At 52.2% G+C, this 18152-nt stretch carries 15 protein-coding genes; 13 read left to right on the top strand and 2 right to left on the bottom strand.

The window, feature by feature from the left end; translation table 11 throughout:
* The 12 genes from ACRTGH_RS03040 to ACRTGH_RS02985 all read left to right on the top strand — a co-directional run bounded on the left by ACRTGH_RS03040 (position 1) and on the right by ACRTGH_RS02985 (position 13379).
* Positions 1-1140 carry a glycosyltransferase gene (locus ACRTGH_RS03040; protein ID WP_368846936.1) on the top strand — a complete coding sequence of 380 codons (1140 nt, stop codon included), beginning with the start codon at positions 1-3 and terminating at the stop codon, positions 1138-1140.
* Positions 1141-1153: 13 nt separating this feature from the next.
* On the top strand, positions 1154-2233 hold the full coding sequence (locus ACRTGH_RS03035; protein WP_368846937.1) for a glycosyltransferase: 1080 nt from the start codon (positions 1154-1156) through the stop codon (positions 2231-2233).
* A gap of 46 nt (positions 2234-2279) precedes the next feature.
* Positions 2280-3227, top strand: coding sequence for an acyltransferase family protein (locus tag ACRTGH_RS03030; protein ID WP_368846938.1), 948 nt, complete (start codon positions 2280-2282; stop codon positions 3225-3227).
* A gap of 17 nt (positions 3228-3244) precedes the next feature.
* Positions 3245-4420 carry a glycosyltransferase family 4 protein gene (locus tag ACRTGH_RS03025; protein ID WP_368846939.1) on the top strand — a complete coding sequence of 392 codons (1176 nt, stop codon included), beginning with the start codon at positions 3245-3247 and terminating at the stop codon, positions 4418-4420.
* Between the two features lie 354 nt (positions 4421-4774).
* Entirely contained in the window at positions 4775-5809 is a 1035-nt protein-coding gene (gene gmd, locus ACRTGH_RS03020) for a GDP-mannose 4,6-dehydratase (protein WP_368846940.1), read from the top strand.
* 213 nt (positions 5810-6022) lie between these two features.
* On the top strand, positions 6023-7339 hold the full coding sequence (locus tag ACRTGH_RS03015; protein ID WP_368846941.1) for a sugar phosphate nucleotidyltransferase: 1317 nt from the start codon (positions 6023-6025) through the stop codon (positions 7337-7339).
* Positions 7321-7665, top strand: a complete 345-nt coding sequence (locus tag ACRTGH_RS03010) for a type II toxin-antitoxin system RelB/DinJ family antitoxin (RefSeq protein ID WP_438474617.1) — start codon at positions 7321-7323, stop codon at positions 7663-7665. Before ACRTGH_RS03015 ends, ACRTGH_RS03010 begins: the two co-directional genes overlap by 19 nt.
* Before the next feature lie 40 nt (positions 7666-7705).
* Complete coding sequence (locus tag ACRTGH_RS03005; RefSeq protein WP_368846942.1) at positions 7706-8650, top strand: GDP-L-fucose synthase family protein; 945 nt, start codon at positions 7706-7708, stop codon at positions 8648-8650.
* Between the two features lie 159 nt (positions 8651-8809).
* Positions 8810-10198 (top strand): sugar transferase, encoded by a 1389-nt coding sequence (locus tag ACRTGH_RS03000; protein ID WP_368846944.1) that lies wholly within the window; start codon positions 8810-8812, stop codon positions 10196-10198.
* 15 nt (positions 10199-10213) lie between these two features.
* Positions 10214-11962, top strand: coding sequence for an ABC transporter ATP-binding protein (locus ACRTGH_RS02995; protein WP_368846945.1), 1749 nt, complete (start codon positions 10214-10216; stop codon positions 11960-11962).
* Positions 11963-12011: 49 nt separating this feature from the next.
* Complete coding sequence (locus ACRTGH_RS02990) at positions 12012-12518, top strand: flavin reductase family protein (RefSeq protein ID WP_368846946.1); 507 nt, start codon at positions 12012-12014, stop codon at positions 12516-12518.
* 114 nt (positions 12519-12632) lie between these two features.
* Positions 12633-13379, top strand: coding sequence for a Crp/Fnr family transcriptional regulator (locus ACRTGH_RS02985; protein ID WP_368846947.1), 747 nt, complete (start codon positions 12633-12635; stop codon positions 13377-13379).
* A 110-nt stretch (positions 13380-13489) separates the two neighbouring features.
* On the opposite strand, the gene ACRTGH_RS02980 is transcribed toward ACRTGH_RS02985, so the two are convergent.
* Positions 13490-15154, bottom strand: a complete 1665-nt coding sequence (locus ACRTGH_RS02980; protein ID WP_368846948.1) for a ribonuclease J — start codon at positions 15152-15154, stop codon at positions 13490-13492.
* 737 nt (positions 15155-15891) lie between these two features.
* Positions 15892-17085 (bottom strand): ATP-binding protein, encoded by a 1194-nt coding sequence (locus tag ACRTGH_RS02975; RefSeq protein ID WP_368846949.1) that lies wholly within the window; start codon positions 17083-17085, stop codon positions 15892-15894.
* Positions 17086-17275: 190 nt separating this feature from the next.
* Between ACRTGH_RS02975 and ACRTGH_RS02970 the strand changes: the two genes are divergently transcribed.
* The gene (locus ACRTGH_RS02970; RefSeq protein WP_368846950.1) at positions 17276-17980 is read left to right on the top strand and encodes a hypothetical protein; all 705 of its coding nucleotides are present in this window, start codon (positions 17276-17278) and stop codon (positions 17978-17980) included.
* Positions 17981-18152 lie beyond the last annotated feature (172 nt).

The raw sequence follows: 18152 nt of genomic DNA, 5'->3' as shown, positions 1-18152 counted from the left end.
TTGCGTACGGTACTGTTCCACAATATCATATCCCCGTATAAGACGCTGCTTTTCAATGCACTGGCAAAGAAATGGCGTGGCGAACTTACGGTTTGTTATTTTGCACGCACCTCGGTTTTGCGGGATTGGCGGGTGGAAGAAGAGCGTATTCTCTATCCGTATACGGTTTTGAACCGACGCCGGAAATGGGAGGAAGTTCCGTCATGGAAGCTTTCCCTGCAGGTTTTATGGTGCGCCATGCGTTCAAGGGCGGAATGTTTTATCATCGGGGAATATAGCGCGCTTCCCTATTGGTTTCTTTGGCTCTATGGCATAGTGTGTGGGAAAAAACTGGCGGCCATTGTTGAATCGCAGGAAGCGGATCATGTGCGGACGGCATGGAAGGAATGGATCAAGAGGCTCTTCTTGTCCAGGTGTTTTCGCGTTGTTGTCGCGGGGGAAAAGCACAAGGCGTATGTCCGAAAGCTTGGTGTTCCTGAAGGCCGCATTGTCGTTATGGGCGGGGTCGGTGGAGTGGATCATGCGATTTATGATTCCTGCCGCAAGCGATATGATGTGGAGGAGAAGCGCGGGGAGCTTTGTTCTATGCTGGGAATTCCGCTGCGTCAATACTTCATTTATGTCGGACGTTTTTCGCCGGAAAAGAATCTTTTGTCTCTTTTGCGTGCCTATGAAAAGGCCGCATGTGAAGAAAAAGGCTGGGGCTTGCTCTTGGTCGGATCGGGGCCGCAGAAAACGGAATTGGAAACCTACGTCAGGGAGCATGGTCTGGCGCATGTGATATTTTCCGGTTTTGTCCAACAGGAGCAGCTGCCTCTTTATTATCTTGCAAGCAGGGTGTTTGTTTTGCCGAGCTTGTCAGAGCCTTGGGGTCTTGTTGTTGATGAAGCTTTGGCCCTGGGTCTTCCTGCTGTCGTTTCGGAGAAATGCGGCTGCGTGCCGGATATCGTGCATGATGGGGAGAATGGTCTGTTGTTTCCTCCGGAGGATGAAGGGGCGTTTGTGCGGTGCATGAAGTTCATGATGGAGGATGCGGATCTGCAGAAAATGGGAAGGATTTCTCTGGCGATCGCCCAAAGACACAGTCCGGAGGAATCTGCCCGGCGTATTGCGGATGGTTTTTGGAAGCAGGAAGGATAGATCGGAGGATGGTTTGAAAAAGATCGTGGTGTCCGGTGTGAACATCGTGGCGGGCGGAATGCTCTCGGTATATAAGGATTGCCTGCGTGAAATGCTGCACTGCTGCAAAGGCATTGAGATTATCGCGCTGGTTCATGATGTGCGCCTTTTTGATGATGTCGCCGATGAGAGGCTTACCTATATGGCTTTTCCTGCCGCAAAGAGTTCCTGGCTGCAGCGCTGTTATCATGAATATGTTCTGTTTCATCGCCTGTCGAAGGAAATCCGTCCGGATCTGTGGCTTTCTATGCATGATATGACGCCGCGTGTTGTGGCGGGACGGCAATTTGTTTATTGTCATAATCCGTCACCTTTTTATTTGCTGCGCTGGCAAGAGGTTTTTGCCGATTGGAAATTTACGCTGTTTGTTTTGTTTTACCGCTACCTTTACCGCATCAATTTGCTTAGGAACCGCTATGTGATTGTCCAACAGGACTGGATGCGTCAAAAATTTCAGCGTCTTTTCGGCATTTCGAATGTTGTGGTGGCAAGGCCGCAAATGGCTTTTCAGCAGCCCATTGTGTCAATTGCGGCAAGAAAAGAAATGTTTTTCTATCCGGTTACGGTGCATACGTATAAGAACGTCGAGGTGCTCTGCGAGGCGGCAAAAATGCTGCAGGATTTGCCGTCATTGCAAATCGTTCTGACGATGGACGGCTCGGAGGGAAAATATGCAGAAAAGATCATTCGGCAGTATCGGGATGTTCCGGGACTTCGCTTCATTGGCCGCCAATCGCGCGAGCGCGTTTTTGCACTCTATGCGGAATGTGGTGCGATGCTTTTCCCGTCGCGCCTGGAATCCTGGGGAATGCCTCTTTCGGAATTTATGGTTACGGGAAAGCCGATCCTAACGGCGAATCTGCCGTATGCACATGAGGTGCTGGACGGGTATGCACGTGTAAAGTTCTTGGAGCCGTTGGAGGCGAGCGCTTGGGCAAAGGCAATCCGGGAGGTGTTTATGGGAACGGTGCAGTATGACGTGCTGCCGCAGCAAGAGCCGGCACCGCCATATGCGAAAAATTGGCAGGAATTGTTCGCCCTTTTGCAAATATGAGAATGGAGAACGGAGGATCGTATTGCAGAGTGAAAGAGTATGGAGCTTGGATTTTTTGAAGGCCGTTGCCATATTGGCTGTGGTTCTGGGCCATATAGCTTCGCCGTTGAGCCGGTTTATTTTTGCATGGCATATGCCGGCGTTTTTCTTTGCGTCCGGCGTTTTGTTGTGGGCGAAGCGGGAGAAGGGCGGACGTTTATCTGTTTTTGATAAGCATGATTTTTTTCGACTGGGCAGGTACTATTTATTTTTCGGGCTATTGGGCATTGCGGCTGAGAACATAAAGATATGGGCATTGGGGCGCCCTGCTATGGATTTATGGGAAACAGCCGTAGGGTTCCTCTATTTTATGGATATGCCTCATTTGCATCATTATGGATTCATTCTCTGGTTTCTGCCGGCGCTTTTTTGGGGCAAGATGTTTGCAAGAGCTTTGTTGTGCTATGGCAAAGAGCAAGACAATATTTTACTTGGGGCAGGATTCTTGTTCCTCGTTGGTTGGATGAGGCCGTTGGAATTTCCTGTCGGGTTTGGCATACATGAAGGCTTGCTTGCAGTTCTTTGGTGTGTTCTGGGGTGTTTGTTTGCTGCCGTATGGAACAGATACAGGATGCTTTCCGTATTTGGGGCTTTGGCTTTTGCTGCAGCTTTGGGCGCAATCGTATTCTTGCCGATCCCACGCCTGGATCTGGCATCGTATATGATTCCGGATCCATTGTATAATGTATGTTATAGCGTGCTTGTCATATACTTGTTGCTGTTTTTGGGGCAGCTTCTGGAGAAGCGAGTGCGGGTTTTTGACAGAGGAATAGAATTGATTTCGCGCTATAGCATTTATATCATGGGATTTCATGTATATACGAATAATGCGGCGGTGGTTTTTCTTCAACATTTTCATCAGGAAGCCTGGTGGATGGTGTTTTTGACATCGTGCGCTCTTCTTGTGCCTCTGCTTCTGGCTGTGGGATTTTTGCAGTCTTTGCGGAAAACTTAGGAAAGGGGGAAAAGGATGTGAAACGCATTTTGCTTTTGAGTCAGTTCTTTTTTCCTGATCGCACCGGGACGGGACGTGTTATGGGAGAGCTGTTTTCGTCTTTGTCCGAAAACGGTTTTTCTGTTGATGTCATCGCCAGCCGCCAGGAGTACGGCGATGTTTCTGGGCGTGTCCTGCCGGCTTTTGAAACATATGGGGATGTGCGCGTTTTTCGCTGTTTTCGGTGGTTTCGCTCGAAAGAGAACGCATTCGGCCGAGTTTTCAACTATGTCATGGTAGTTCTCTGTTCCCTTTGGACAGCGATTCATCACGGATTGACCGGGAAAAAGGACATCCTCGTTTCCGTATCCAATCCGCCGCTTATGCCGTTTTTGGGGCTGCTTCTGCGCCGCAAGAGACAGCGTTTTATTTATATCTTACATGATCTATATCCTGATATCGCCATTGCCATGCATGTGGTAGGGGAAAAGCATCTTTTTTCCCGCGTGATGTTTGCTGTAAACCGCTATGTTTTTCGCCATGCAGACAAGGTCGTTGTCCTGGGGCGCGATATGGAAAAATATTTGATGACGGCTTATCATGTGCCGGAAACACACTTGGCTGTCATAGAAAACTGGGCGAGTGACGGGGTGGTTTTTCGACGTAAGGAACAAGAAGGAAGATTCAAAATCCTTTATACAGGCAATATGGGGCGATTCCACAATTTGGAATTGTCCGTAGAAGCTTTGCGTGAACTGCCGGAAGCAACGCTTGTCTTTGTGGGCGAGGGAGCTTCTAAGGCAGGCCTTATGGAGCAGGCACGAGAAATGGAAAATGTCGAATTTCGTTCGTTTCTTCCCGAGGCAGAGTATCAGGAAGCTTTGGCAGAGGCGGACGCATTTCTTGTTTCTTTGGAGGAGGATCTTTCAGGTCTTGCCGTGCCGAGCAAGTTCTATACTTATCTGGCTGCCGGCCGGCCCGTGTTGGCGATCTCGGACCCAATGACGGAGATGGCGATGACAATACGGGAAAACCGTCTCGGTTTTGTTTTGCCTCATGGAGATGTCGGGGCGTTTTGTGCGGCGGTGGACTTCTTGCAGGCGCATCCGCAGGAGGCCTGCGAAATGGGGGAACGAGCCCGAAAGCTTTATTTAGAGAAGTATCGAAAAGAAACGATTGTACGAAAGTATGCGGAGCTTTTTATGAATATGTAGTCGCTTGTAGAGGATATGAGCATTGAGATGAAGTGTTTCTGGAAATCAAATTTGATTTCAGTAAACTTGTTGTTTGATTTGATAAAATCTCCTGCTGTTTTATAAAATAGAATGGGGTTTTACAAATATTTTACTTAAATCAATAAAATTTCATTGAACGGATTTGCTTTGTTGTGTTTTTTTTGTTTAAATAGGAGAAAATGATAACAGAAGATCTTGTTGCATTGACAAAATGGATTTGAGAGCGGGGAGCTCCCGGGAAAACCGAAGAGCCGCAAGCAACGATATTATGCCGGTGATGAGGCGGATGCCGTGAAGTAAAGAGTTTTCATGATTTGGAAATGGAGATCGGATATGAAGAAAGCGTTGATTACGGGAATTACGGGGCAGGATGGTTCGTACCTGGCGGAGCTTCTGCTCGAAAAAGGTTATGAGGTGCATGGCGTCTTGCGTCGTCACAGCACAAGCTGTACAGAACGCATCGATCATTTGCTGGCGGACAGTTCGCTGGCGGGACGGATTTTTTTGCACTATGGGGATTTGACGGATTCGTGCAATTTGATGCTGCTGATTGCGAAGATTCGACCGGATGAAGTGTACAACCTCGCGGCGCAGTCGCATGTGGCAGTGTCTTTCGAAGTGCCGGAGTATACGGCGGAGGCTACGGGCGTCGCGGCGCTCAAGATGCTGGAGGCGATCCGCCAGAGCGGTGTTCCCTGCCGCTTTTATCAGGCGTCGACATCGGAGCTTTTCGGCGGCTTGCCGGAGACAGCGCCGCAGAGCGAGGCGACGCCTTTTTATCCGAAGTCTCCTTATGGGGCGGCGAAGCTTTATTCGTATTGGATTACAGTCAATTATCGTGAGGCTTACGGGATGTTTGCGGCGAACGGCATTCTGTTCAACCATGAGTCGCCGCGCCGGGGTGAGACGTTTGTGACGCGTAAGATTACGATTGCTGTGGCGAAGATTTTAGCGGGCAAGGAAGAGAAGCTGTCGCTCGGCAATCTCGATGCGAAGCGCGACTGGGGCTTTGCGGGCGACTACGTCGAGGGCATGTGGCGCATCCTGCAGCAGGAGAAGGCGAGCGACTATGTGCTGGCGACGAACGAGACGCATACGGTGCGTGAGTTCGTGGAGTGCGCTTTCCGTGAAGCGGCAGGCATCGAGATCGAATGGCGCGGCGAGGGTGTTGAGGAGAAGGGGTATTGCAGGAAGACGGGACGGCTTCTCGTCGATGTGGATGCGCGTTTTTTCCGTCCGGCGGAGGTCGAGCTTCTCTGGGGCGATTCCTCGAAGGCGGAAAAGGAGCTTGGTTGGCGGCGCAAGGTCGATTTTCCGGCGCTTGTGCGCCTGATGGTCAAGGCGGATCTGGAAAAGTACGGACGCTGATCCGGTTTGAAAAGAGGCCGACCGGAGCTGCTGCCGGATAATCGGGAAACGTGGCTGAGGTTTCCGTAAGGCATGAGGACATATGTACAGCATGATGCTGGGATGATGCTATCGCAGGAGATGGCAACGACAGCAAAGTAGGCCGTTTCGCGTGAAGGATGAACATATGTCCTGAAAGTTTGCCATAAAAATGAAGGGGAGCGAGGTAGGGCTGTGCATATTGTTTTGCTTTCCGGCGGCTCAGGCAAACGCCTTTGGCCGCTTTCCAACGATATACGTTCGAAGCAGTTTATCCCGATTTTTCGTCAGGCGGACGGGACCTGCCTGTCCATGGCGCAGCGCGTCTATGGGCAGATCCGAAGAGCCGATCCCGATGCGGATGTGACGATTGCAACGTCGAAGGCGCAGGTCGCGACGCTTCTGCATCAGCTGGGGGATGATGCGGCACTTTCCGTGGAGCCGTGCCGCAGGGATACGTTTCCGGCGATTGCGCTTGTATGCGCTTATCTGCACGATGTGAAGGGCGTGCCCTTGGATGAGGCTGCAGCAATATGCCCTGTCGATCCCTATGTGGAGGACAGTTATTTCTCCGCTGTCCGAAGATTGACATCTCTTGCATCGAAAAACCGGGCCTCGCTTATGCTCATGGGAATCGAGCCGACGTACCCGAGTGCGAAATACGGCTATATCCTGCCGGAGGACAAGGCGGAAATCAGCCCGGTGGCGACCTTCAAGGAGAAGCCCTCGGAGGAAGAAGCGGCGCAGTATATACGAAAAGGCGCGCTTTGGAACAGCGGCGTTTTTGCTTTTCGCCTTGCTTATGTACTGGAAAAGGCACAGAAGCTTCTGGGCTTCTCGAGCTATGAGGCGCTTTTCCAAAACTATGGGAAGCTTGAAAAAATCAGTTTCGACTATGCTGTTGTCGAGCGGGAGAAGAGCATCGCCGTCCTGCGCTATGCGGGTGAGTGGAAGGATCTCGGCACGTGGAATACGCTGACGGAAATCATGCAGTCGCCGAGCATCGGCGATGTGACGATGGACGATGCCTGCCAAAGGACGCAGGTCGTCAACGAGATGGATGTGCCGATTCTTTGCATGGGGCTCAAGGATGCCGTGGTGGCAGCCAGTCCCGAGGGCATCCTTGTCGCCGACAAGAGCGCATCGAGCTATATCAAGCCTTATGTGGAGAAGTTTACGCAGCAGGCCATGTTTGCGGAAAAATCGTGGGGCAGGTTCCAGATCATCGACGTGGAGGAGCGAAGCCTCGTCATAAAGGTGACGCTAAATCCCGGGCATGGCATGAATTACCATAGCCACCGGCATCGCGATGAGGTCTGGAATGTGGTGCAGGGCCGCGGCTTCGTTCTGCTCGACGGCGTCCGAAAAGAGGTGGCTCCGGGCGCTGTAGTGCATATCCCGCAAGGGATGAAGCACAAGGTGGAGGCGCGCGAGAAGATGACGATCATCGAGCTGCAGATGGGAAAGGATATCTCGAAAGAGGACAAGATCAAGTGGCAGGAGACGGAATAAAGAAAAATGCTTGTATTTTTCTTTACTTTTGCGTATTATGGTTGCATAAGGGGGGGCTGTATATGACACAGTCTGCAAATGTTGTAAATGTAAACTTTCGACTGGATGCGTCGGTGAAAAAAAACATGGAGCAGGTATGCGCGGAACTGGGACTTTCCATGAGTGCAGCTTTTACAATCTTTGCCAAGAAGGTGGGGAGAGAAAAGCGCATCCCGTTTGATCTTGCCATTGATCCGTTTTATTCGGAATCCAATGTACGCTATTTGGAAAAAAAGATGGAAGAATATAAGGCGGGGCATCTTGATTTTGTTGAGCATGAAGTATAATTGGCCATGATCATTGAATAGGATTTAAGGCGGGACTTTTATGATGGAAAAGGATGCGAAGATTTATGTGGCGGGGCACCGCGGCATGGTCGGCTCGGCTATCGTAAGGGAACTTCGGAAGCAGGGCTATACGAATATTGTGACGCGCACGCATGAGGACGTCGATCTCTGTCGGCAGAAGGCTGTGGAAGCATTTTTTGCGGAGGAGAAGCCCGCATATGTTTTCCTTGCGGCGGCGAAGGTCGGCGGCATCGGGGCGAACAGCGAGGCGCCGGCGGATTTTATGTATTTCAATATGATGCTGGAGATGAACGTGATCCATGCCGCATGGAAAAACGGCTGCAGGAAGCTCGAATTCCTCGGCTCGTCATGCATCTATCCGCGTCTTGCGCCGCAGCCGATGAAGGAGGACTGCCTGCTGACCTCGTCGCTTGAGGAGACAAACGAGGCGTATGCGCTCGCGAAGATTTCAGGCCTGAAATACTGCGAATACCTGAACCGCCAGTACGGTACGGATTATATTTCGGTCATGCCGACGAATCTCTATGGGCCGAACGATAATTATCATGCGACGCGCAGCCATGTGCTGCCGGCTCTGATTCGCCGCTTCCACGAGGCGAAGGAGAAAGGTGCGCCTTCGGTGACGTGCTGGGGCGACGGTTCGCCTTTGCGCGAGTTTCTCTATGTGGATGATCTGGCAAATCTCTGTGTGTTTTTGATGAATCGCTACAGCGGCAATGAAACAGTCAATGCAGGAACGGGCAAGGAATTGACGATCAAGAATCTGGCTGAAATGGTCGCTCGTGTTGTCGGCTACGAGGGGGAGATTCTCTGGGATACGACGAAGCCGAACGGCACGCCGCGCAAATTGCTCGATGTTTCCAAAGCGGAAGCTCTTGGATGGACGTACAGGACGGAGCTTGAGGACGGATTGCGCCTAGCTTATGAGGATTTCTGCAAGAATGTTTTGCCGACTTTGGAATAGGGCTTGATGGGGAATGGAAGCTTTTGGGCGCGGCCTGCCGGCAGAGGCGTGTGGTGGAAAAAGCCTGCAAACAATGGTATACTAAGATATCCGTGTTTATTTGGATATAAGGAAGTATCGTGCAGGAAAGCCGCGCTGTGGCATAAAAGGATGTTGTTCATGCTGGAAAAGTTTCCTACGTTCCGAAAGGTCATGCTCCTCGGCGGGGTCTTGTCCCTGACGGCGCTGGCCGTTTATCTCGCTTTGCAGACGGTGCTGGCCGTTTATCCGGCGGCATTTTCCACCGAGGTATATTTTCAGATGATGCCGATGAATTTGATTCTGATCGGCATCCTTTTTGGTGTTTATGGACTGTTTTCCCTTGCGCGCAAACGCTTCGGCGAGATTTTTATCGGGGTAGCGCTTTCTGTCTTTTATACGCTCGTCATCATGATGGCGGTGAATTTCTTTTTCCGTGCGTTCAGCTATTCGAGAAGCGTGCTGCTCATGACGGCTGTTTATGAGTTCATCCTGCTCGGTCTTTGGCTCTGGACGATGTGGCGCTTGGAGCGCTTCATCATGGTGCCGCGGGAGGCGCTTGTCATCGGCAGTGAGAAGGCTTGTGCGAGGGTGTTGATGCGGCTTTCGAGCACGCCGGAGCTTGGCATCCGCGTGCGCCATATCGCGACGGATGGGGCGGAGAACGAGGCATGGCGGGAGGCTGTGCTGCTCGTGAATCTTGTCATCCTCTGTGATGATGTGGAGATTACGAAAAAATCCGAGATTGTCGGCTGCTGTCAGGAGCAGCAGAAAGAGGTTCTGCTCGCGCCGTCCGTCTATGAGCTTTACTGCAGCGGACTGACGATCGATAAGATCGACGACATCCCGTTTTTTCGGCCGCAGTATCTGAACCCGTCTTTGGAGCGCCGCTCCCTGAAACGGATTTTAGATATTTTTTTCTCCTTGGCCGCGCTTGTTTTGACGGCTTTGCCGATGCTTGCCGTTGCACTGGCCATCAAGCTGGACAGCAAGGGGCCGGTTTTTTACAAACAGGTGCGTACCGGACGGTATGGCAAGGAGTTCAAGGTTTATAAATTTCGCAGCATGCGCCAGGATGCGGAGAAGGCGAGCGGCCCGGTGATGGCGGGGGAGAACGATCCGCGTATCACGAAGGTGGGACGCTTTCTGCGCGCGGTGCGCCTGGATGAGCTGCCGCAGTTTATCAATGTCCTGAAAGGGGAAATGAGCGTTGTCGGCCCGCGCCCCGAACGCCCCTTCTTCGTAAAGCAATTCCAAGAGGACACGCCGGAATATGCCTACCGCCATAATGTGAAGCCGGGAATCACCGGCTTGGCCCAGGTCTATGGCAAGTACAATACAACGGCGTATGACAAGCTCGTCTATGACCTCATGTATGTGCAGCACTGCGATCTTTTTACGGATCTCGTGATCATCATTCAGACGGTTCGCGTGCTCTTCCAGAAGGGCAGTACAGAGGGCGTGGACGAGGATAAAGCGGCAGAGGCTCTCGCCGCCTATGGGATCCGCAGGGAAGAGGAAGATGATTGAGATGGGAAGAGGGATATGAAATCATTCTTTAAGGTCTTTACAATCTTTACACCGGCGCAGCTCAGGCAGTGCGCGCTCATCGTCTTTGCGATGGTCGTGGGCGCCATGCTCGAGGCCGTGGGAATTGGTGCCATTCTGCCGCTGATTTCTGTGATGGGACAGCCGGATTTCCTCGACCGCCATGCAGAACTGCAGTGGGGGACATCTCTTCTGGGCATAGAGGATCATACGGACTTGATCATCGCGGGCGCTGTCGGGCTTATCCTTGTGTACATCGTGAAGAATCTCTATATGGCATGGCAGGCGAAGCTGCAGATTGATTTTTCGCTGAAATACCAAATTTATTTTTCAGGGCAGTTGCTGGCGAATTATTTGTCCAAGCCGTATTTTTTTCATTTAAGCCATAATACGGCCACGTTGCTTCGCAATGTGAGTGCGGGAGGGCAGGTTGTATTCTCTGCAATTCTCATCCCGACGTTTATGCTTTTGACAGAATTCATCACGGCGGGAACGATTTGGCTGATGCTTGTTTTTTTGGATGCGTTTACGGCTGTTGTCGTTGCAGGGCTTATGGCTGCACTGATCTATGCGCTGCTGAAATCTTTCCGCCGCAAAATTGCCGAGGTGGGGCGCATCCAAAATGATTATGCGGCGATCTATCTTAAATGGCTCAACCAGGGTCTGGGGGCGATTAAAGAAACGAAGGTCATGCGTCGGGAACGGTTCTTTTTGCATGAGTTTCTGCGCAGTTATGAATTATACGGGAATGCCAATCGCAAATTTCTCTTTTTGTCACAGTTGCCGCGCATGATCATCGAGACGCTTGTCGTCTGTGCTTTGCTCGTCATGATTGTCGTAAAGCTGGCCATGGGAACGGCGCCGATGGATATCGTGCCGCTGCTGGGCGTTTTGGCTCTCGCGGCCTTTCGCCTGATGCCGAGCGCGAACCGCATCGTGAACCTCGCCAACGGCATCAAGTTCCAGATGCCGCTTTTCGACGAGCTTTACCGCGAATTCCTTGCGATCAAAAGCCGCGCTGTGCATCAGCGGGAATTGCAGCTTGCGCTCGATTCGGGCAAGATGGGGTTTCGGCAGGAGCTTTCCGTGGAGCATCTGGAGTTCAGCTATCCCGGCACGGGACAGCTCGTCCTGCAGGATGTGAGCTTTCGTGTGCCGAAAGGCGCTTTTGTCGGCATTGTCGGGCCGTCCGGGGCGGGAAAGACGACCTTTGTCGACATCCTGCTGGGGCTGCTGAAGCCGGTGCGCGGCAGCATCAAGGTCGATGGGGTGGATATTCAGCAGGATATCCGCGCCTGGCAGGCGAACCTTGCCTATGTGCCGCAGACGATTTATCTCATCGATGGGACGATTCGCGAGAATATTGCGCTGGGCATGCGGACGGAGAATATTGACGACGAAAAGGTGGAGCGCGTCCTCAAGATGGCGGAGCTGCATGAGTTCGTATCGGCGCAGCCTGCAGGAGCCAATACGATGGTCGGCGAGCGCGGCGTGCGTCTCTCCGGCGGGCAGCGCCAGCGCATCGGCATTGCGCGTGCGCTTTACCAGGAACCGGAGGTTCTGATCCTGGACGAGGCGACTTCGGCGCTTGACAACGAGACGGAGGAAAGCATCACGCATACCATCCTGAAGCTCAAGGGGCAGATTACGATCCTTTCGATTGCCCATCGCGTGAGCACCTTGGCGGAGTGCGATTTCAAGGTGAAGTTTGCCGAAGGGCGGGCGGAGCTTCTGGAAAAGGCATGATATGCGCGCAGCTTGCTGAGAGAAAAGGACAGAATCAGGGGGAATGAACATGGCATTCAGGGAAATTCAACCGACGGAGCTCAAGGACAATGTTTTTCGGATGATCGGCGGGGATTGGCTTCTCCTTTCCGGCGAAGCGGAGGGAAAGGCCAACGCGATGACGGCTTCGTGGGGCGGCATGGGCGTGCTCTGGGGGAAGCCCGTGGTCTTTATCTTCATCCGTCCGCAGCGCTATACGAAGGAATTCGTCGACAAGGCCGAGGGCTTTGCACTCTCCGTACTCGACGGTTCTTATCGTCAGACCTTGAATTATTTCGGCACGGTATCGGGGCGCACGGAGGACAAGATCAAGAAGGCGGGGCTTACGCCGCTTTCGGAAAACGGCCGCACCTATTTCACTGAGGCGCGTTTGGCGCTTCTCTGCCGCAAGCTCTATGCGCAGCCGCTCGATCCCGCCTGCTTTATCGATAAGCTGCCGGATGAGAAGTGGTATCCTGAGAAGGATTACCATACGATGTATGTGGCGGAAATTGAGAAGGTGCTTGTCCGCGAGTGAGAGCAGGGGCGGAATCTCTGTATGGAGAGTGTGGCGGTATGCCGGAAAATAGTATGTTCTTTGGAAGCTACGATGAAGCATAATGTGTTGGCATAAGGCAGGAGGGACAGGGCGATGCGCCGGGAAATTGCGGAACAGCTCAAGGGGACAAGCATAGCGCGCGGCATGACGGATGAGGATATCGCGGCGCTTCTGGAGTCGAGCCAGGTGCGCCTCGTGCGCTACAAGAAGGGTGAAATTATCTTCCACGAAGGCGATGTGCCGGAAAAGCTTTTCCTGCTCGTTTCGGGTGCGGTACGCATCCTCAAGGATACGTATTCGGGGCGGCAGATCTTTCTCGGGGAAATCCGGAAGCCCGGCGTGATGTTCGGCGAGGTCTATCTTTTCATCGAGCGCCATGCCTACGATATGTTTACCCAGGCGCTTGTGCCAACGGAGCTTCTGGAAATTTCAAGTCGGATGCTGACACAGGGCGGCGCGGAGATGGGGGAGGAAGAGCTGGCAGGTACGGGCAAAACGGCAAAGGCCTCGCAGGAGCGTCTGATACGGCTCCGAAATATTTTGCAGCGCAACCTTCTGCGGGATTTTGCGAGCAAGGCCTATCAGATGAACAATATGCTGAAGGTCCTGGCCAGCGGCTCCCTGCGCGGCAAGATCGCCCGCTATCTGATGCTGCAGCCCAGGCGGCAGGATGATGTGATCTGCTTGCCCGAAAGCCGTGAGTCCACGGCGATTTATCTCGCTGTCTCCCGTCCGGCACTCTCGCGCGAGCTCAGTGCGATGCAGAAGGAAGGCATACTTGCCGTGGAAGCGCGCACGATACGGATTCTCGACAGGGAACGGCTGGAAGAATATCTGTAAACCATACAGCAATGGCAGTGACGCAAGGCCAGGAAAAAAGCGTGCAGACCGCTGAAAAGAGCAGTCTGCACGCTTTTTATATGGGACTTGTCTTGCTGTCTTACTGGTCCTTAGGCCTCCATGATGATCGGCAGGATCATCGGGCGACGGCGGGTAGCATCGAAGATGAAGCGCCCGAGGGTGTCGCGGATGGTCGTCTTGATGGCGGACCATTCAGTGACATGGTCGTCCTCGCACTTCTTGAGTGCGTTGAAAACGCGTTTTCTGGCGCTTTCCATAAGCTCTTCCGACTCGCGGACATAGACGAAGCCGCGCGATACGAAGTCCGGCCCCGAAACCATGCGCCCGGAGGAGCGGTTGATCGTCACGACGACGATGATCACGCCTTCACGCGAGAGCTGTTGGCGGTCCCGCAGGACGATGTTTCCGACATCGCCGACGCCGAGACCGTCGATGAGCACGATGCCGGACTGCACCTTGCCGTTGAGTTTTGCCGTGTTGCGCGTGAGCTCAAGGATGCCGCCGTTTTCGTTGAGGAAAATGTTTTCGGCGGGCATGCCGAGGCTCTGCGCGAGCTTGGAATGGCAGACGAGCATGCGGTATTCGCCGTGCACAGGCATGAAATAGCGCGGGCGGATCAAATTGTGCATGAGTTTCAGCGCGTCCTGGCTCGCATGGCCTGAGACGTGGATGCCCTCGCTCTTGCCGTAGACGACATCAGCGCCGAGCTTCAGAAGCAAATCGATCGTCTTGCCGACATAGCGCTCGTTGCCCGGAATCGGCGTGGCCGAGATGACCACGGTATCCATCGGCGTGATGTTGACCTTGCGGTGCGAGCTCATCGCCATGCGTGTCAGGGCGGACATCGGCTCGCCCTGGCTGCCCGTCGTCGCTATGACGATCTGGTTGTCGTTGTAGCGATTGATTTCATCAATATCGACGATCGTGCCCTCCGGCGCTGTCAGATAGCCGAGTTCCATGGCGATATTCGTGACGTTGACCATGCTGCGGCCAAGGATGGCGACCTTGCGGCGGTAGCGCACGGCAGAATCGATGATCTGCTGGATGCGCGAGACGTTTGAAGAGAATGTCGCGACAATGATGCGGCCGCGTGCGCGCCGAAAGACACGGTCAAAGGCGAGCCCGACGGTCGCCTCGCTCGGCACAGGGTCGGTGCGCTCGGCATTCGTCGAGTCGGCAAGCATTAGCAGGACGCTCTTGTTGCCGATTTCAGACAGTGCCTTGAAGTCCGTCAGCTTGCCGTCGACTGGCGTATAATCCATCTTGAAGTCGCCCGTGTGGAAAATCGTGCCGAGCGGTGTGCGGATTGCAAGGGCGACAGCATCGGGAATGCTGTGGTTCACACGCACGAACTTGATCGAGAAACAGCCGAGGCGGAGTTGATCTCCCGCCATAACGGGGTGCAGGCTCTGCGTAGAGACACTGCGCTCCTCGAGCCGCCCCTTGAGGATGCCCAAAGTCAACGGCGTGCCGTAAACAGGCACGTCAATCTGGCTAAGCACATAGGGCAGGGCGCCGATGTGATCCTCGTGTCCATGCGTCAATACGATGCCCTTGATACACTCGCGGTTCTCTAAAAGGTATGTGATATCCGGAATGACGAGGTCGATGCCGAGCATGTCCTCCGTCGGGAACATGAGCCCCGCATCGATGACGAGAATATCGTCGCCAAAGCGCAGCACCGTCATGTTCTTCCCAATCTCGCCAAGGCCGCCCAAGGGGATAACCTGTAATTTTTTTGTGTTTGAAGCCAAAAAATATACACCTCCGAAAATAAGATTTTATAGCCGATCAACACACATCTCTCAATATTATATAACAGGTAAACCGTTTTTGCAAAGAAAAAGACATAGCAAAGAAAGGGGGGGAAGATTGCAAGTTTAATTGTCGCATCGTTCTGTCAAACTTTGGTGTTCCGTGATGCTGTAGGATTCTCTGCCAGCAATTCTTTGCGTCTTTCGAAAGACGACGTCCATTCGAGAAGCCAGGAGGGGACGCTGGAAGTGCATCCGGGGGCAGGCGGAACTCTGCCGGAATACGGTGCGGACGCAAGCGGGAAGATGGTGGGAACAGCGATGATGCGACGCTTGTATGTATTTCTCGCACGGAGGATGCGGCTGACTTGATGCCAGTGGAAAACGCCGTGCATTTTCTTGAGAGCAGTTCCTGGGGCGGGGGGTTGTGATATACTGATCACAGTATGGGCTTTAGATTTTCGGCGGACTGCTTTATATGGATTCAGTATGTGACAAGAGTGCCTGAAATTCAGTGGGAGTTTAGACATAGAGCTGCAGAAATACTGCGATCGCGCCTGCGAGGCGGTGCCCCAGGGAAAACCTTATGCTTTAAGGCGATAATGGGCTTGTTAAGAGGAGAGGCTGCATGGCAATACCGGACGATGATGCTATTATATATGATGAAAAACGCTGTTCGGATTGCGATGTAAAGATATCTACTCAAACTTCCCACACCAAGATTTATGAAACTCTGATCACATCAGAAGCCAGTCGCGGGCATTGATGCGCCGTATTCCGTCATATTGCGCTTCCGGATCTTCATCCATGGTCAAAAGGATCTTTGGATAATGATCGCGAATCAAGCGGAGCGGGCGCAGTTCGCGCTCCAGTGTGGACTCGTCGCGAACTGTCAAAGCGACTTGATAATATACCGTTCCCGCTCTGTCCTGTGCCACGAAATCCACTTCAAAAGAATTCACCTTGCCGATATAGACGTCATATCCACGACGCAGGAGTTCCAGATAAACGACATTTTCCAAGATATGACCGGCGTCCACGTCGCGCGTGCCTAGGAGAAGATACCGCAAGCCGATGTCTGCTGCATAATACTTTTCCAGAGTCCTCAGATATTGCCTGCCCTTTACATCGTATCGTTTCGCCTGATAAATGACATAGCTTTCCATGAATGACATCAAATATTTTTCGACCGTCTTGGAATCAATCTTCCTGCCATCCGAGGTCATCGTATCTGCAATCTTTTTTGAGGAAAGCGGGCTGCCTATGCTTGAAAATATAAAGCGCAGGACGCTCTTCAGCATCATGACATCCGTGATTCTTTTGCGGTTCACAATATCCTTGACGACGATGGTGCTATATATTCCTTCCAAATAGTCGCGAATTGCATTTGGATCGTCTTTCAGCGTCAGTGCGTAGGGAAACGAGCTGTTTTGTAGATACTCCGTATAGAGAATCCCTTTCTCCGCTGGTCTTCCTGCGCCCACCCAATACTCTTTGAAAGAAAGGGGAAGCATTTCGACCAGGACATACCGTCCGGCAATCAGGCTGGCGATCTCGCTCGATAGCATGTAGGCATTCGATCCTGTAATATACAAGTCGATATTCTTTTTGATATAGAGGCTGTCAACCACCCTGGGGAATTCATGGACGTGATGCACTTCATCCAAGAAGATGTACGTCATCCTGTTCGAAGCAAGCCGGCTTTTCAGATATTGATACAGTGCCTTGCGATCCGTGAGATCCTCATAGTCCATATCCTCGAAGTTGATGGCGATGATCTGCTCTTCCTGCACGCCCTGCTTGTGCAGCCAATCTTGATACATCTCTAAAAGAGTGGATTTGCCGCATCGCCGGATTCCTGTCACGACCTTGATGACTTGTTTGTCCTTGAAAGCAATCAACCGCTTCATATATTCTTGACGCTCGATCACGATATCTTCGCCTCCGCTCTTGCTGTTTGTATTATTATACCATAAAGTTTCAAAAACAGATAGTTTTAGGATTGCGATACAAAAACTATCTGTTTTTCCGTTAACTGGTAACCGTGTTTTCTGGTGGAGTGATGAGTTACGGAAGACCATTGGGCTTAGAAGTTTGAGATGGCACGGCCTATTCAGGAAAATGAAGGCGCGCGAGATTGAACCCGAGCATGTGGATGCGGCGCTGGCGGAAATCGAGATGACGGCCAAGAATCCGTACGAGGAGGAGATGCTTCTTTGTGAATTGCAGCAAAAGGCTGAGAAACAGCTGCGTGAGCAAGGGGATTTCTGCAAGGAGACCGTTGGCGATTTTTGGCTCATTGTCGAAACGCGCCCGTATATGCGGGTTTGTCATGCGTATGTGGAAACCTTGCTGGTGAATCGCAAGATGCGCCTTGCCGCTAAGGAGTGCGAGTCGATGCTTCGTCTTTGTTCGAGGGACAATCTCGGTATTCGCTATACGCTCATCCATATTTATGCGTATCTTGAGGAGGAAAAAGCGGCTCAGAAGATTTTCAAAAAGTATCATGGGGCGGAGGAGACGCGTCTTTCTCTTGCCATGGCGCTTCTTTCTTACAAGCTGGGGAAAGAGGAGGCGGCGCGGAAGTATCTGCAGATGCTGCTTGATAATACCAAGGATGTGAAGAAGTTCTTTTCCGCTTATGGTACGAAAAAGATGGAAACATATACAGAGACCTTGAGTCCGTATAGTTATCGGCCGCATACGATGGAGGAGCTTTTCTTGGCCTTTACCGATCATGCCTATGCTTATGGTGACGCGCATGCGTTCTTCTTTTGGGCGAAGGAGTCGCTTCGCGGCATGAAGCGGGTGTCGGCAAAAAGGTGAAGTCTTTATCGCATATTTCTCGTGCTCTCCAAGAGCTTAGAGATCACTTTGAAGAGCCGTTCGGATTCTTCTTGGCTGAACCGCGCATAGATGAGTTTGTTCATACGGTTTTCAAGGACCTCTGCGGATTTCTCACATGCGAAGTTTGAGTAACTGTATATAGATAAGAAGG

It is taken from the genome of Selenomonas oralis (assembly GCF_051603425.1).
Lineage (GTDB): Bacteria > Bacillota > Negativicutes > Selenomonadales > Selenomonadaceae > Selenomonas > Selenomonas sputigena_A.
This window is presented reverse-complemented; position numbering and strand designations above follow the sequence as displayed.

Excerpts from the sequence above, each read along its gene's own strand:
- ACRTGH_RS03005 (WP_368846942.1), top strand. The coding sequence starts at position 7,706 with ATGATGGAAAAGGATGCGAAGATTTATGTGGCGGGGCACCGCGGCATG.
- ACRTGH_RS02970 (WP_368846950.1), top strand. The coding sequence starts at position 17,276 with ATGAAGGCGCGCGAGATTGAACCCGAGCATGTGGATGCGGCGCTGGCG.
- ACRTGH_RS02985 (WP_368846947.1), top strand. The coding sequence starts at position 12,633 with ATGCGCCGGGAAATTGCGGAACAGCTCAAGGGGACAAGCATAGCGCGC.
- ACRTGH_RS02995 (WP_368846945.1), top strand. The coding sequence starts at position 10,214 with ATGAAATCATTCTTTAAGGTCTTTACAATCTTTACACCGGCGCAGCTC.
- ACRTGH_RS03000 (WP_368846944.1), top strand. The coding sequence starts at position 8,810 with ATGCTGGAAAAGTTTCCTACGTTCCGAAAGGTCATGCTCCTCGGCGGG.
- gmd (WP_368846940.1), top strand. The coding sequence starts at position 4,775 with ATGAAGAAAGCGTTGATTACGGGAATTACGGGGCAGGATGGTTCGTAC.
- ACRTGH_RS02990 (WP_368846946.1), top strand. The coding sequence starts at position 12,012 with ATGGCATTCAGGGAAATTCAACCGACGGAGCTCAAGGACAATGTTTTT.